The following is a 15,075-nucleotide window of genomic DNA, read 5'->3' on the forward strand; positions in this document are numbered from 1 at the left end:
CCGATGAAATATGTCTCCTACTGGCATGATACGGCGCCCCGTTTTACGGGCGCCGTCGAAGGGCCGATCGAAGGTCACTACGACGTTGCCGTGGTCGGCGGCGGCTTTACCGGGCTCGGCGCGGCGCGGCAGCTCGCCATGGCCGGTGCGAAGGTTATCGTGCTGGAGGCGGAAACGGTGGGCTTCGGAGCGTCCGGCCGTAACGGCGGCCACCTGAACAACGGCCTTGCCCACAGCTATCTTGCGGCCAAGCAGGAGCTTGGCAAGGAGCGGGCGATCGCCCTTTACAAGGCGCTCGACAGCTCGATCGACACGCTGGAAGCAATCATTGCCGAGGAAGGTATCGACTGCAACTTCCGCCGTGCCGGCAAACTGAAGCTTGCTTCCAAGCCGCAGCATTTCGAAGGGCTCGCCCGGAATTTCGAGGCGGTTCACGCGGAGGTCGATTCGGATACGGCGCTGCTGTCGCCCAAGGACCTCGCCCAGGAGATCGGTTCACCTTTCCACGGCGCCATGCTGTCGAAGAAGAGCGCCATGATGCATATGGGACGCTACGTCGTCGGTCTCGCCGAGGCGGCCAAAAGGTGTGGTGCCATCATCGTCGAGAAGGCGACGGTCACCGATGTTTCGAAATCGGGCGGCCGACATGTGCTGAAGACGGCCAAAGGTTCGGTCACGGCCGACAATGTCCTGATGGCCAGCGGCGCCTACACGACGCCGAATTTCGGTTATTTCCGCCGTCGGATCATGGCCGTCGGCAGTTTCATCATCGCGACGCGGCCACTGACGGAACAGGAAGTCGCCGCGACGATGCCGGGCAACCGCACCTGCGTCAACAGTATGAATATCGGCAACTACTGGCGCCTGTCGCCGGACAACCGGCTGATCTTCGGCGGCCGGGCTCGATTTTCGGCGACTTCCGACCAGCGTTCGGATGCCAGGAGCGGCGCAATCCTTCGCGATAGCCTGACCCGCATCTTTCCGCAGCTATCCCATGTCGAGATTGACTATTGCTGGGGCGGCCTGGTGGACATCACCAAGGATCGTTACCCGCGGGCGGGGTTCCATGACGGGTTATGGTACGCGATGGGTTATTCCGGCCATGGCGCGCAGCTTGCAACCCATCTCGGCATGACTGTCGCCGACGCAATCCTCGGCCGGCCTGACAGAAACCCCGTGAAGGGGCTCGACTGGCCGGCAGTTCCGGGTCATTTCGGCAAACCGTGGTTCCTGCCGCTGGTCGGGCTTTATTACAAGGTGCTCGACAAGGTCCAGTAACGGAACGCCTGTCATCGTTGAGAGCAAAAAGGTGGAGTTGCGAGCGCAACTCCACCTTTTCGAAGCGTTCCGGTGCGGAAACGGGCTCAGTTGAGCCCGCCGATATGGAAAGTCTTCACTTCCAGATATTCCTCGATCCCGAGCTGCGAACCCTCGCGCCCCAGGCCCGACTGCTTGACGCCGCCGAACGGGGCGACCTCGGTGGAGATCAGGCCGGTATTCAGCCCGACCATCCCGAATTCCAGAGCCTCGCCGACCCGCCAAGCCCGCTTCAGGCTTTCCGTGTAGAAATAGGCGGCCAGCCCGAAGGGCGTGCCGTTGGCGATGGCAATCGCTTCTTCCTCGGTTTCGAAACGGAAGAGCGGCGCGACCGGGCCAAACGTCTCTTCGCTGGCAAGCTGCATGTCGGCGGTGGCTCCGGTCAGCACGATCGGAGCCGTATACTGGCTGCCGGCCGGCAGATCGGCCTTGGCCGTGACGATCGTCGCCCCTTTGGCGAGGGCATCCTCGACATGGCGGTTGATCTTGGCGATCGCCGCATCGTTGATCATCGGGCCGATCGAAACACCCGGCTCGGTTCCGGGGCCGACCTTCATGGCATTCACCCGGGCAGTGAGCCTCTCGGCGAAGCGATCGTAGATGCCCGCCTGCACGAGAATGCGGTTGGCGCAGACGCAGGTCTGGCCGCCATTTCGGAATTTCGAAATGATCGCCCCTTCGATGGCAAGATCGATATCCGCATCGTCGAAGACAATGAAGGGGGCGTTGCCGCCGAGTTCCAGCGACAGCCGCTTGATACTGTCGGCGGCGCCGCGCATCAGCAGCGAACCGACCGGCGTGGAGCCGGTAAACGAGATTTTCCGCACGGTCGTGTTGGCCATGATCTCGTTGCCGATTTCCTTCGGCATGCCGGTGACGATGTTCACGACGCCTGCCGGGATGCCGGCCATTTCCGCGAGAACGCCGAGCGCAAGTGCTGAATAAGGCGTGAATTCCGAAGGTTTCACCACCACGGTACAGCCGGCGGCGAGCGCCGGGGCGATCTTGCGGGTGATCATCGCGTTTGGAAAATTCCAGGGCGTGATGATGCCGCAGACGCCGACCGGCTCCTTCAGGACGATGATGCGGCGATCGGGTGTCGGAGAGGGAATGGTCTGGCCGCCGATGCGGCGCGCCTCTTCCGCAAACCACTTGACGAAGGAGGCGCCGTAGCGGATTTCGCCGCGCGCCTCGTCGAGCGGTTTGCCCTGTTCGGTGGTCAGCATCAGCGCCAGATCTTCGAGATGCTCATGCATCAGGGCGTACCACGCCTCTAGTAGTGCGGCACGCTCGGCATGGGTCTTCTTCTTCCATGCTGGATAGGCCTTGTTCGCCGCCTCGATCGCCGCGCGTGTCTCGTCGCCTCCCATGTCGGGAACGGTGCCGATTACGTCCCGGGTCGCCGGATCGAAGACGTCGACGGTCTTGCCGGACCGGGCGCCGACCCAGGCGCCGCCGATCAAACCTTCTTGCCGAAACAGGGAGGGGAGCTTCAAATTCCGCATATGTCCGATCCTCGATACGATGTTAGAGCGCGGCGAGCAGCGCCGCAGTGATGGCGTCTGTCCGGTCCCTGCCGGGGACCGTGCCGATGCCGCTGGCCGTGACCGCTTCGATCGCCGTCATGACGGCGTTCGCGGCATCCTTTTCGCCCAGATGATCGAGCATCATTGCGCTGGACCAGACCGTGGCGATCGGGTTGGCGATCCCGAGATGGGCGATATCGGGCGCGGAGCCATGCACCGGTTCGAACATCGAAGGCGCATTGCGCTCCGGGTTGATATTGGCCGATGCGGCAAAACCGAGGCCGCCCTGAATGGCCGCACCGAGATCGGTCAGGATGTCGCCGAAAAGATTGGACGCGACCACGACGTCGAGCGTTTCCGGGGCCATCACCATGCGCGCCGCCATGGCGTCGATGTGATAACTGGTGACCTCGACGTCAGGATATTCCGCCGAAAGCTGCCGCGTGACGTCGTCCCAGAACACCATCGAATATTTCTGGGCGTTCGACTTGGTCACCGAGGCCAGCTTGCCGCGCCGCGCCCGTGCCTGTTCGAAGGCGAAGCGCAGGATGCGCTCAACGCCCTTGCGGGTGAAGATCGACGTCTCGACCGCCACTTCGTCCGCCGTGCCCTGATGGACACGGCCGCCGGCGCCGGAATATTCGCCCTCGGTATTTTCGCGAATGCAGAGAATGTCGAAGGCGGTCGCCTTCAGCGGGCCTTCGACGCCGGCCAGCAGACGGTGGGGGCGGATATTGGCGTATTGCACGAAACTCTTGCGGATCGGCAGCAGCAGGCCGTGCAGCGAGACCGAATCCGGCACTTCCGCTGGCCAGCCGACGGCACCAAGCAGGATCGCGTCGAAGCCGCGTAGCGTCTCGATACCGTCCGCCGGCATCATCGCGCCGGTTTCCCTGTAGAAGGCGCAGGACCACGGGAAATTCGTGCCTTCCAAACCAAAGCCATGCGCACCGGCGGCTTTCTGCAGCACGGACCAAGCGGCAGCAACCATGGCACGGCCGATGCCGTCACCGGGGATCAGGGCAATCTTGTATGATGTCATGTTCTTATGTCCTCAAAGACTGATCAAGACGCTCTTGCTCTTGCGATTGGCTTGGAAAGCTTCCCGGCCGAGATCCTTGCCTATGCCGGACTGCTTGTAACCGCCGGTCGGCAGGATATGGTCGCGCGAGCGGCCATAGCGGTTGACCCAGATGGTGCCGGCCTGCAGCCGGCGGGTCAGGCGGATGGCGCGCGATAGGTCGCTGGTAAACAGGCCGGCGGCAAGCCCGTAGCTCGGATGATCGGCAAGCGTCATGGCCTCTTCCTCCTCCTCGAACGTCTGCAGCGTCAGAACCGGCCCGAAGATCTCCTCGATCACTGCCGGCGACGTCTGGTCGACGCCGGTGACCAGGGTCGGAGAGTAGAAATATCCGGGGGCGTCCATGGGGCGCCCGCCCGTCAGGCATTCGGCGCCTGCCGCGACCGAGGCCGCGATGATGTCGTCGATACGCTGGCGTTGCCTGTCGGAGATGATCGGAGAATACTGGCTTGCCGCATCCCAGGTCGGCCCCGGAACAATGTTTGCCATTTTCTTCAGGATGGCGTCGATCAGCTGTGGGGCAACGCTTTTTTCGACGATCAGGCGCGATCCGGCGACACATGCCTGGCCGGCATTGCTGGTGATGCTTGCGGTCACGGCCGCTGCTGCCTTGCCGATATCGGCATCAGCGAAAACGAGCTGCGGGCTCTTGCCGCCAAGTTCCAGCGTCATCGGTTTGATGCCCGTGCGGGCGATGTTTTCCATGATCGCCGAGCCGGCGCGGGTGGAACCGGTAAAGCTCACCTTGGCGATATCGGGATGGCCGGTCATGGCGTTGCCGGTGGTCATGCCGTCGCCGAGCACGATGTTGATCAACCCGGCCGGTATGCCGGCCCGCACGGCAAGTTCCGCCAGCCGGATGGTAGAAAACGGCGTCATCTCGGACGGCTTCAGCACGACGGCGTTGCCGGCGGCAAGCGCGGGGCCGAGTTTCCACACGGCCATGTTGATCGGGAAATTCCAGGGCGTGATGGCGCCGACGACGCCATAGGGTTCCGTCATGATCATGCCGAGATTGCCGTCGTCGGTTGGCACCAGGTCGCTGCCTTCCTTGTCGGCGAATTCGGCGAAGAAGCGGATCTGCTCGGCCGAGACAGCGATGTCGCCCTCGACCAGGTGGCCGACCGGGCGGGTGGAAGAGACGGCCTCCAGCCTTGCAAGCGCCATGGCATCCTGTTCGATGAGATCGGCCCAGCGATGCAGCACCTTCACACGCTCGCGCGGGCGGATGCCGCCCCAATTGCTTTGTTTCAGCGCCGCCTTTGCCGTCTGCACCGCCTGGTCGACGAGATCCGCATCGGCGACGGGGCATTCGGCATAAGCCTTGCCGTCGGACGGACGGTGCATCGCAATGACGCCTTCGGCCGCCACGAGGCGATCGCCGATGAAATGTCCCATCGGCAGGGCCAGGCTGTCGGGATCGAAACTGAGGCTCATCGGCATATCTCCGGTCACTGGACGGCAATATTACCGGATTGCTGGAACCGCTTGATCCGGTAGAGCGAAGGGCCGCAGCGGAAAAGTCCGTTTTGGCGGCGTATCACGGCGTATTCTGCGGAGCGGCCCCGAAGCGGTTGCCGCGCCGCGGCCGCACCTATCAAGGGGTAACGGTGACGTAGATCTTGCGGACGGTCTCGATCGTCTTCCACACGCCGACGAAACCCGGCTTCATGACGAAACTGTCGCCGGCCTTGTAGACAACGGGCTGGCCGCCTTCGGGGGTAAGTTCGACGACGCCCGAAAGGATGTGGCAGAATTCGAAGGTCTGGCCCTTGATCGAATGTGTGACGCCGGGCGTCGCTTCCCAGACGCCGGTATGCACCAGTTCGCCATGGGCCGTGTCCTGCGCCCAGGTCTTGAACTGCGGGTCGCCGGAGATCAGCCGGTCCGGTGCGGGAACGTTTTCGCGCGGTGCAAAGGAGGGGTTAGGTTCGATGGTCTTGAGAAGCGACATGGTATTCCTTTCGAGGTTGAAGATTCAGTAGCCGCGCTGCCGATCGACCAGGCCGATCGGGTCGAGCCCGGCGCGAAGCCGCTTGATATTGTCGATGACGGCGCGCGCGGCGGTATGGGGCTGCGTGATGCTGGCAATATGCGGGGTCAGCAGGATGCGTGGGTGATGCCAGAAGGGATGGCCAGGCGGCAGGGGTTCCGGGTCGGTGACGTCGATCACGGCGCCGGATATGTGCCCGCTGTCGAGTGCAGCGAGAAGCGCGTCCTGGTCGAGCTGGGGACCACGTCCGACATGAACCAGTCCAGCGCCCGCCGGCAACCTGGCGAAAAGCTCTGCGTCGAGAAAACTGCGGGTTTCGTCGGTCAGCGGCAGGAGGCAGATCAACACATCGGTCTCGGCAACCATGGTCTTCAGACCATCCTCGCCGGAGAAACACCTGACACCTTCAATCTCTCGCGGGGACCTGCTCCAGCCGGACAAGGGAAAGCCAAAGGGTTTCAGCCGCTCAAGCACGGCCTGGCCGAGATTGCCAAGCCCCAGGACGCCGATACGGCGCTCTGCGGCCTGAACCTGCGGCAGGACCTTCCAGACCTCCGCCTGCTGCTGCGCCAGATAGGCCGCCAGGTTGCGGTGGAGCGACAGGACGCCGAGGGCGACATATTCCTGCATCATCCGCACGATGCCTTCTTCGACCATGCGCACGATCTTCACGTCGTCGGGCACGCTGGCGGCGCGGAACTGGTCGATACCGGCGCCGGTCGAGAACAGCACTTCGAGATTGCGGTAACGCGCCAGACTTTCCGGCACTGTCCAGGTCATGAGATAGCGCACCTGTTCGGGGTCCACCGTCGCCGGATCCATGGAGAATGGCAGGTCGGGGATTTCCCGAGCGAAGGCATCCTGGAAAATCCGGCCGCGGGCCGCATCGGAATTGAAGAGGAATGTCATGGTCCGGATACGTTCCTGCTCATTGGAAGTCTGCGCGGCAATGCCGCCCAAGCGCTTCAATCATGGCCTGGCAGTCGTCGAGTTCGCTCGCCAGAATGAATTCATCGGGTTTATGGGCGCGGGCAATGTCGCCAGGCCCGCAGATGATCGCATCCACGCCGGCGCGCTGGTAGAGACCGGCCTCCGTCCCGTAGCTGACCGCCGCCAGCGGCTCGACCCCCGTCAGAGCTTGCAAAAGACCGGCGAGGGGAGAGGTCGGCGCCAGCAGCAGCGCCGGATAGGCGCTGAGAACCTGCCAGTCGACATCGAAGCCTTTCGTCGCCAAGCCCTCGGCAACCGCCCGCACCGGGGCGAGCAGCGCTTCGGGATCTGCGGACGAGATGGCGCGGGCTTCCAGTTCAAGGGTGCAGATTTCGGGAATGATGTTCACCGCTTGGCCGCCACCGATCGTGCCGATCGACAGCGAGGAATAGGGTGGCTCGAACTCGGCCTCGAACGGTCCGCGTGAGAGACTGCCGGCCGCGTCAATCGCAGCTTGCTGCACATCCGTCATGGCGTGGATCGCGTTGAGGCCGAGATCCGGCCGGGAGGAGTGGCCCGAACGGCCCTTGAGCGTCACCCGGGCTGCCGCCTTTCCTTTGTGGGCCAGAATGGCGCGCATTCCACTCGGCTCCCCGATGATGGCACCCAGCGGCGGGGCGCACAGGTCCTGCAACCGTGAGAGAAGATGTGGCACGCCCCGGCAACCGGCTTCCTCGTCATAAGAAAAGGCAAGGTGGATCGGGCGTGAAAGCGGGCTTGCGAGAAGCGCGGGCACGGCTGCCAGAGCGGCCGACAAGAACCCCTTCATATCGCTTGTTCCGCGCCCGTAGAGCCTGCCTTTCCGGCTCCTCAATGAAAAGGGATCGCTGTCCCAGCCGGCCTCGGTGGCCGGGACCACGTCCATATGGCCGGACAGGATGTAGCCCGGGTGGCCGGCAGGGCCGATCGTGGCAAAAAGATTGGCCCTGTCGCCTTCAGGCCCCGGCAGGATATGCGCGGCGATCCCGAAGGATTTGAGATAGTCCGCAATCCATTCGACGATATTGCCGTTGGGCGTGCCGACGACCGAGGGAAAGCCGACCAGCTTCTCCAGGATGTCCAAGGCGCGCATCGTCATCCTTCCTGCCTCAAAGCCGTCACCTCGTGGCCGCCATGCCTTGCTTTTGCACAGCATGCGAACCAATTCTGACAATCAAAGTTAGAGGCATGGGAAACCAATGGCTGCCGAAAGTGGACGCGATACGGTCAAATCTTGTGTTCGATTTCGCTTCAGCAGTGAAATGTTTCGCGGGATCTCGACTAACATCACTGTCGGGAGATCCGGGCGGTTCGCCACGGACGAGGATATACCATCTCGGCTGGATCAATGATGGATAGTGAATTACCAAAAACCTTTAATGTCGAAAATTTCGAGATGCGCTTTGCCGATGTCGCGAATGTCGAAATCTCCCAGTTGCAGGCCTTGTCGATCTCCGTTGGCTGGCCGCATAGGGCGGCGGACTGGCAGCACCTGCTCGACATCGGCAAAGGTTATGTGGCGCTGGACGAAATCGGCCGTGTCGGCGCTTCCGCAATGTGGTTTCCACACGGAGAAAACTTCGCCACGTTCGGCATGCTCGTCACCTCGCCGAGGCTGCAGGCCAACGGTGCGGCGAAATGGTTGATGACACGGATCATGGCCGATTGCGGCCACGACCGTACCCGGCTCAATTCCACGCGCGAAGCCCGGCGGCTTTATATGTCGCTCGGCTTCATACCGAAGGGTACGGTCTATCAGTGCCAGGGGATCGCGCTAGCGCCGGCGCCGCTTGCCCCACTTGAGGACGGGCTTACCCTGCGCCGGCTGGATCGCGCAGACCTGGATGCCGTCATCGATCTCGATGCGCCGGCCTTCGGAACGGCCCGCCGCCAGCACCTCCTGCGGCTGCTCGACAGTTCCATTGGCTACGGCCTTTACGAAGGGCAGCGCCTGAGGGCCTATTCGATGCGCCGCCGTTTCGGACGGGGGCATGTGGTGGGGCCGGTGGTTGCTGCATGCGACGCGGACGCAATCAGGGTTACCCATCCGCATGTCGCCGCCCATGCCGGCGGATTTTTGCGCATAGACACCCATTTTCATACTGGCGCCTTTGCATCCCTTGTCCAGCAATGCGGCTTGAGCGTCCACAACACGGTGAAGACCATGGTGACCCAGGAAGCCGCCAGTTATGGCACAGGGCAGAATGGCGCCCCGGTCGTTTATGCCTTGGCGTCGCATTCCCTCGGGTGATTGCTCCAGCGAAGGCATGTTTGTGCTTGATCGAAACGCGAACAAGATTGAGATTCTGCACCTTCCTGGTCAAGTTAGGTCACGGCAACCGCTCTGTCAGAACACGTCCGCTTTCGGCACCACGGCCTTCATCATCTCCCATTCCGATAGGTAGTGCAGGAAACGCTGAGCGATTTTAGGCAGGGCATAACCGTCTGCGCTGATGATTGCGTAAGTTACCGGCAGTACCGGCTCCAGAGGCACGAAACGAAGGGGTAGCTGCGTATGTTCCTTGGCCAGTAGGGATCCGACTATTCCGATACCCAACCCCTCCGCGGCGAGCGCGCAGGCGCATGCCACCGAGTGTGCCTCCACAACCGGTCTCTGGCGTAACCCGGCCTTATAGAAAAGCGCTTCCAACTCGTGCCGCATTGGCCGCTCGCGGTTGAGCAAAATCAGATCCTGCCCCTTCAAATCATTGACCGAAAGCACCTTCTCGCTGGCGAGCGGGTGATCCTCATGCATCACGCACACATTCCGCGACGACATCGTGATTTCGTGCTTCAGTCCCGCAGAGACGGCAGGAAGACGAACGAAGCCGATGTCGGCGACACGGTCGGCAACCATTCTTTCGATGGTAAGGTAGTTGCCAGACGCGATTTCTGTTCTGACCTGCGGGTTCTCAAGTCGGAAACGCCGGATCAACCGGGGAACCATCGTCACGGTCAGACTTGCCGGAAATGCCAAGCGTAAAAGTATTTCTCCCGATCTGCCGCTTTCCAGTTCGCGGGCCGAGATTCTCAAGGCATGCAGGCGGTCCGAAATTGATCGGATTTCGGGCCCCAGCTGCAGCCCCTCCCGGGTTGGCGACAGTCTGTTTTTCTCGCGATCGAAGAGACGTACGCCCAGATAGTTCTCGAGCTGATGCAACATCCGGCTTGCGTTGGACTGCGATATGCCGAGTTCAGCGGCAGCGGCGATCGTGGAGCCGGTGGCGGAGATCGCATCGTATGCTTCGATGTGCTTTACATTGATCGGAAGATTATTGTCTTTCGACATGGGGACCCCGTCATTTTGGTAGTGTTACCCGCTAACCGCATAAGATTGCACAATTTAATGTGCTCGAACATCTTCGACGCCAACCAAACCCGCGTGGAGATATTCGTCAATGGCAACAGTCATCGAAAACATAGCCCGTCAGGTCGCGACGCGCTCGGATTTCTCAACTCTTGCGTTGTCGCGCGCCAATGACGCGATCGTCGATACATATGGCGCCATGCTGGCAGGAGCCCGGGAAAGTCCGGTTGAAGCCGCGATACGTGCGTTCGCAAGCCAGATCGGCGGGGAGGGCCCGTCGGCTGTTGTGAGAGGCTCCAGAGCGCCTGCGCCAATTGCCGCGCTCATAAACGGCACCGCAGCTCACAGTTTGGATTTCGATGATAATTTTCATCCGGCAAGGGCGCACGCCTCCGCTGTTCTGGTGCCAGCGCTCCTCTCTGTGGCCAGCAATGATAGAGCGATTACCGGAAGGGCTTTCCTCGAAGCCTATCTTGCCGGACTGGAAGCGCAGGCCGCCGTCGGTTTCGGCGTAAATCCTTCCCATTACAACATCGGTTGGCACGCGACATCCACGGTCGGCTGCATCGGCACTACGGCCGGCGTCGCACGGCTGCTGGGCGCCACGGAGAGTGAGGCGGCGCAGGCGATGAGCATTGCAGTGAGCCTTTCAAGTGGTCCCAAAGGTCAATTTGGCACGATGGTGAAACCGTTTCATGCGGGTGTTGCCGCAAGGAACGCCGTGGAGGCAGCCTTACTCGCGAAAGCCGGAATGCGGGGACGTCTGGATATTCTCGAAGGCAAGCAGGGATTTCGGGACCTTTGCGGCGGCGAAGATGCCGCCGGGTGGGATAAACTCCCGTTCGACGCACATCATATTATCGAGACACGCGGGCTGGTGACGAAGAGGCATCCTTGTTGCGGCTCCACGCATCGAGCCATCGACGCATTGCTCGATCTCAAGCAGCAACATCAACTCGAAATCAGCGACATCCAGAGAATCGATGCGAAAGTCGGCGTCTCCGCGCAGCGAAATCTCGCTTATTCAGAGCCGCGTGATGAGATGGAGGCGCGGTTCTCGATGCAGTATTGCCTGGCGACAGCGTTTGTTCACGGCCGGTTGAGACTTTCGGACTTTACGCCCGACGCCGTCGCGCGTCCCGATTTGCGCAATCTCATGTCCCGCATTTCGATGTCAGCTTATACGCCAGATGAAGAACGGGGCATCGAAAGATTGCCACATGTCATCACCGTAACTACCTCCGATGGGAGGCAACTGAGTATTGACCGTCTTCATGCCAAAGGCGCGATCGAAGCGCCTCTGGACGACGTGGACCGCCACGCAAAATTTCTGGATTGCCTGAATTGGGCAAATATTCCGCACACCAAAATACCTTCATGGCAATCTCTTGGAGACCTCGGGTCCCGCCCCGTTCTTGCTGACCTGCTCCCCCTGCCATGATGCCGGAGGTATTGGCAAATTTCTCAAGTGAAAGCCACGTCAGGATGGTGATCGGGACCTGAAAAGTACTCATACGGAAGCGGGTAAACTCCATCGAAGATGGGCTGTTTCGCTCTCTTACTGTCAAGTCGGCCCTTAAGCACTGTGCCGCGGTATCAATCTTCCATTGAAAAGGCGATTGAGATCCCGCTCCTCCGGATCCGCCAAAACTTTGACGAGATATTCAACCATTTCCGTGAGGGGTTGCCGATAGGTGGTAAGGCGGTAGTTTGGATTGTCCGCTTGGGGCACGTCGTCAAAGCCTGTAATGGCAATATCCCCAGGAATTTCCAGTCCCAGTTCGTGGCGAATAACGTCACTCGCCCCCATTGCGAGTGCGTCGTTCTCGCAAACGATAACATCCGGCAAGTCTGATGGTCCCCGACGGCTTAACGTTTCCATCACGATAGTTCCGGCCAACGCGGGATCATAGGCAGGAACTGTCACCGACTCGGGTTGGAACGAGAAATGTTTCCCCCAATATTGAAGGAATGTTTCTTTCCGGAGCAGATGTGCCGAATAGCTCTGCGGTCCTGCAAGAAACAGAGGGCGCCGGTATCCGCGTTGATGCACGTAACGCGCCAGTTCAGTCATTGCTCCGACATCATCGACTGCGATCGAGATGGTGTTCGGATTTTCTGAACTGCGGGCGAAGACGATCAGCTTGCGGAAACGGCGAGCCTGGAGCGCTGTTTCGAGCACGTCGTCATCAAATTGGATGCCGATCAGGATGACCGCATCGACGCGCCGCTGGCTTGCATTCAGCAGAGCATGGCCGGCATCGTCTCTGTTCAGCGTGTTTACCAGCAGGATATCCCAGCCCTCGCGCCGCAGGATGCGGGTGAGGCGCTCCATCATGACCAGCTTGTGCGGATTGGCGAAATCGTCGATCAGCAGCGCCACCAGATTGGAACGATCGGAGGCGAGGCTGGCGGCCCCCAGATCGGGCAGATAACCGAGACGCTCTGCCGCAACCATCACCTTCTGGAGGCTTTTCGCCGATATCGATGCATCTTTGCGGAAGGCGCGGTTCACCGTCCAGCGTGATACGCCTGCGGCGATTGCGACATCGTCCGCCGTGACGTTTTCGGCAAAAGGGGGTTTCTTTTCGTTTGGCATTCCGATCTCCCGCCTCTGTTTTGTATTGGTTTAGCCTCTATTGATAGCGCCTTTTTCGTTTATTCAGATTTTTTTGCTCGCGAGAGCAAATTGTTCTTGCTCGCGCGAGCAAATTTGGAGATAGTCCATTGCAAGGCGGCGGGGAGGCCGCTTTCTGGAGGATGTCAGTGCTAAGAATCGGACTGCTCGGTGCCGGCCGCATTGGCCGTGTGCATGCCATTAATATTGCGGCTCATGCGAGGAGCGAACTGGTTGCCGTCTCGGACGTGAACGAAGATGCCGCGCAATCTCTGGCCAGCTCCTATGGTGCGAAAACACTAAGTTCCGAGGCGATCCTCGAGGACGCCTCGATCGACGCCGTGCTGATTGCGACCTCTACGGATACCCATTCCAACTTGATCGAGGATGCGGCGAGGGCCGGCAAGGCGGTGCTCTGCGAAAAACCGGTGGATCTCTCGCTGCAGCGCGCCAAGGCATGTCTGGCGGTGGCTTCGGCCACCGGTGTCCCGGTGATGATCGGCTTCAATCGTCGCTTCGATCCGAATTTCGCAAGGGTCAAGGCGGCATTGGACGCCGGCGAAATCGGTAAGCCGGAGTTGCTTTCGATCACTTCGTTCGACCCGGCCCCGCCACCGGTTAGCTATATTAAGGTGTCGGGCGGACTGTTCCGCGACATGATGATCCACGACTTCGACATGGCGAATTTCTTGATGGGTGATGCGCCGAAGACCATTCATGCGGTTGGCACTTCGCTCGTCGATGCCGAGATCGGCGCGGCGGGCGACGTCGATACAGCCGTCGTGACGCTGACCTATGCCGACGGGCGCATCGCGGTTATCAAGAACAGCCGCCGCGCCGTCTACGGTTATGACCAGCGTGTCGAATTGCTGGGCGCCGAGGGATTGCTGTCAGCGGCAAACGTACTTGAACACACGGTGTCAAAGGCGACGAAAGCCGGCGTGACGAGCGCCAAGCCAGAGCTCTTTTTCCTGGAGCGCTACATGCGCGCTTATGCTGCGGAATGGGATGCCTTCCTGCGCGCCATTCTCGACGGTGCCCGTATCCCGGTCACGCTGGCGGACGGCGTTGCGGCGCTGGCGATGGCCGAGGCTGCGACCCAGTCGGCACGGTCGGGCCAATCGGTCGATCTGGCGCTTTAAGCATTTAGGGCGGTGGCCGGGGCCATCGCCCACGCATTGCCGTGGCACACGGGAGGTGTCGCCACCGGCTTTCGGTTCCGGCCTATTCGGCTGGAGGAATGGACGTACGGGAGTGACGTCCAAGGGGAACTCAATCGGGAGGTTAGCATGAAGAAATTACTTGCATCCGTCGCCATCGCCGCGGTCGTCGCCATGGCCGGTCCGGCCCTCGCAACCGACATCATCGTCGTGGCTCACGGCCAGGCAAACGATCCGTTCTGGTCTGTAGTGAAAAACGGCGTCGAAAAGGCGGCTAAGGACACAGGCGTCAAAGTCCAGTTCCGCTCGCCGGAAACCTTCGACATGGTCCAGATGGGCCAGATGATCGACGCCGCCGTCAACCAGGACCCCGATGGCCTCGTCGTCTCGATTCCTGATGGCGACGCGCTCGGTCCGGCGATCAAGCGCGCAGTTGCTGCCGGCATTCCGGTCATTTCCATGAATTCCGGTTCGGATGTCGCGCATAAGCTCGGTGCGTTGCTGCATGTTGGTCAATCGGAATTCGACGCCGGCAAGATCGCCGGCCAGAAACTTGCCGAGTTGGGCGGCAAAAAGGCCATTTGCGTAAACCAGGAAGTCGGCAACGTCTCACTCGACCTGCGTTGCGCCGGCTTCAAGGAAGGCTTCGGCAAGGCAATTAAAGTGCTGCCGACCACCAACGACCCGGCGGAGGTCGAAGCCAAGGTGCGTGCAGCGCTGGAATCCGATCCGGACCTGAATGTAATCCTGGCGCTCAACGCCTCGCTCGTTGGCGAGCCCAGCGTCAAGGCGGCGCAGGCGGTCGGACGCAGCGGCGTGTTGATCTCCACCTTCGACCTTTCGGCTGGCTTCCTCAAGTTCGTTGCGGACGGCAAGGCGGCATTCGCCATCGACCAACAGCAGTTCCTGCAGGGCTATCTGCCAGTCGCCTTCCTCGCGCTCAATGCGCAGTATGGCCTTGTTCCAGGTGGCGACGTTCCGTCCGGGCCGAACCTCGTGACCAAGGAGGCTGCCGCCAAGGTCATCGATCTTTCGGCCAAAGGCATCCGTTAACCGCAGTTGATTGCCGGGCCGCAGCGTTCCACGTCGCGGCTCGGCCACCGAT

General features: G+C 61.1%; 13 protein-coding genes. 5 read left to right on the forward strand and 8 right to left on the reverse strand.

The window, feature by feature from the left end; all coding sequences use genetic code 11:
- The first annotated feature begins 3 nt into the window (after positions 1-3).
- On the forward strand, positions 4-1,278 hold the full coding sequence (locus ABCW43_RS25075) for an NAD(P)/FAD-dependent oxidoreductase (protein ID WP_345929519.1): 1,275 nt from the start codon (positions 4-6) through the stop codon (positions 1,276-1,278).
- Positions 1,279-1,364: 86 nt separating this feature from the next.
- Here the strand turns inward: ABCW43_RS25075 and ABCW43_RS25080 are convergent, their stop codons facing one another.
- The 6 genes from ABCW43_RS25080 to argE all read right to left on the reverse strand — a co-directional run bounded on the left by ABCW43_RS25080 (position 1,365) and on the right by argE (position 7,979).
- A complete protein-coding gene (locus tag ABCW43_RS25080; protein ID WP_345929521.1) occupies positions 1,365-2,822 on the reverse strand; it encodes an NAD-dependent succinate-semialdehyde dehydrogenase in 1,458 nt (485 codons plus the stop codon).
- Between the two features lie 22 nt (positions 2,823-2,844).
- Positions 2,845-3,885 carry a tartrate dehydrogenase gene (locus tag ABCW43_RS25085; RefSeq protein WP_345929523.1) on the reverse strand — a complete coding sequence of 347 codons (1,041 nt, stop codon included), beginning with the start codon at positions 3,883-3,885 and terminating at the stop codon, positions 2,845-2,847.
- 12 nt (positions 3,886-3,897) lie between these two features.
- Positions 3,898-5,361, reverse strand: a complete 1,464-nt coding sequence (locus ABCW43_RS25090) for an aldehyde dehydrogenase family protein (protein ID WP_345929525.1) — start codon at positions 5,359-5,361, stop codon at positions 3,898-3,900.
- Between the two features lie 160 nt (positions 5,362-5,521).
- Entirely contained in the window at positions 5,522-5,878 is a 357-nt protein-coding gene (locus ABCW43_RS25095; protein ID WP_345929527.1) for a cupin domain-containing protein, read from the reverse strand.
- Positions 5,879-5,902: 24 nt separating this feature from the next.
- Entirely contained in the window at positions 5,903-6,826 is a 924-nt protein-coding gene (locus ABCW43_RS25100) for a 2-hydroxyacid dehydrogenase (RefSeq protein WP_345929529.1), read from the reverse strand.
- A 19-nt stretch (positions 6,827-6,845) separates the two neighbouring features.
- Positions 6,846-7,979 (reverse strand): acetylornithine deacetylase, encoded by a 1,134-nt coding sequence (gene argE, locus ABCW43_RS25105; protein WP_345929531.1) that lies wholly within the window; start codon positions 7,977-7,979, stop codon positions 6,846-6,848.
- Between the two features lie 303 nt (positions 7,980-8,282).
- Here argE and ABCW43_RS25110 point away from each other — a divergent pair, with 303 nt between their 5' ends.
- Positions 8,283-9,137 (forward strand): GNAT family N-acetyltransferase, encoded by an 855-nt coding sequence (locus tag ABCW43_RS25110; RefSeq protein ID WP_345929532.1) that lies wholly within the window; start codon positions 8,283-8,285, stop codon positions 9,135-9,137.
- Positions 9,138-9,233: 96 nt separating this feature from the next.
- On the opposite strand, the gene ABCW43_RS25115 is transcribed toward ABCW43_RS25110, so the two are convergent.
- The gene (locus ABCW43_RS25115) at positions 9,234-10,175 is read right to left on the reverse strand and encodes a LysR family transcriptional regulator (RefSeq protein ID WP_345929534.1); all 942 of its coding nucleotides are present in this window, start codon (positions 10,173-10,175) and stop codon (positions 9,234-9,236) included.
- Between the two features lie 109 nt (positions 10,176-10,284).
- Here ABCW43_RS25115 and ABCW43_RS25120 point away from each other — a divergent pair, with 109 nt between their 5' ends.
- The gene (locus ABCW43_RS25120) at positions 10,285-11,634 is read left to right on the forward strand and encodes an MmgE/PrpD family protein (protein WP_345929536.1); all 1,350 of its coding nucleotides are present in this window, start codon (positions 10,285-10,287) and stop codon (positions 11,632-11,634) included.
- Positions 11,635-11,769: 135 nt separating this feature from the next.
- Here the strand turns inward: ABCW43_RS25120 and ABCW43_RS25125 are convergent, their stop codons facing one another.
- Positions 11,770-12,792, reverse strand: coding sequence for a LacI family DNA-binding transcriptional regulator (locus ABCW43_RS25125; protein ID WP_345929538.1), 1,023 nt, complete (start codon positions 12,790-12,792; stop codon positions 11,770-11,772).
- 167 nt (positions 12,793-12,959) lie between these two features.
- On the opposite strand from ABCW43_RS25125, the gene iolG reads away from it, so the two are divergent.
- Together iolG and ABCW43_RS25135 are read left to right on the forward strand one after the other, a co-directional pair.
- The gene (gene iolG / locus ABCW43_RS25130) at positions 12,960-13,952 is read left to right on the forward strand and encodes an inositol 2-dehydrogenase (RefSeq protein ID WP_345929540.1); all 993 of its coding nucleotides are present in this window, start codon (positions 12,960-12,962) and stop codon (positions 13,950-13,952) included.
- A 147-nt stretch (positions 13,953-14,099) separates the two neighbouring features.
- On the forward strand, positions 14,100-15,023 hold the full coding sequence (locus tag ABCW43_RS25135) for a sugar ABC transporter substrate-binding protein (protein ID WP_345929542.1): 924 nt from the start codon (positions 14,100-14,102) through the stop codon (positions 15,021-15,023).
- The last annotated feature ends 52 nt before the right edge of the window (positions 15,024-15,075 follow it).

Source organism: Neorhizobium tunisiense (assembly GCF_039631515.1).
GTDB lineage: Bacteria > Pseudomonadota > Alphaproteobacteria > Rhizobiales > Rhizobiaceae > Neorhizobium.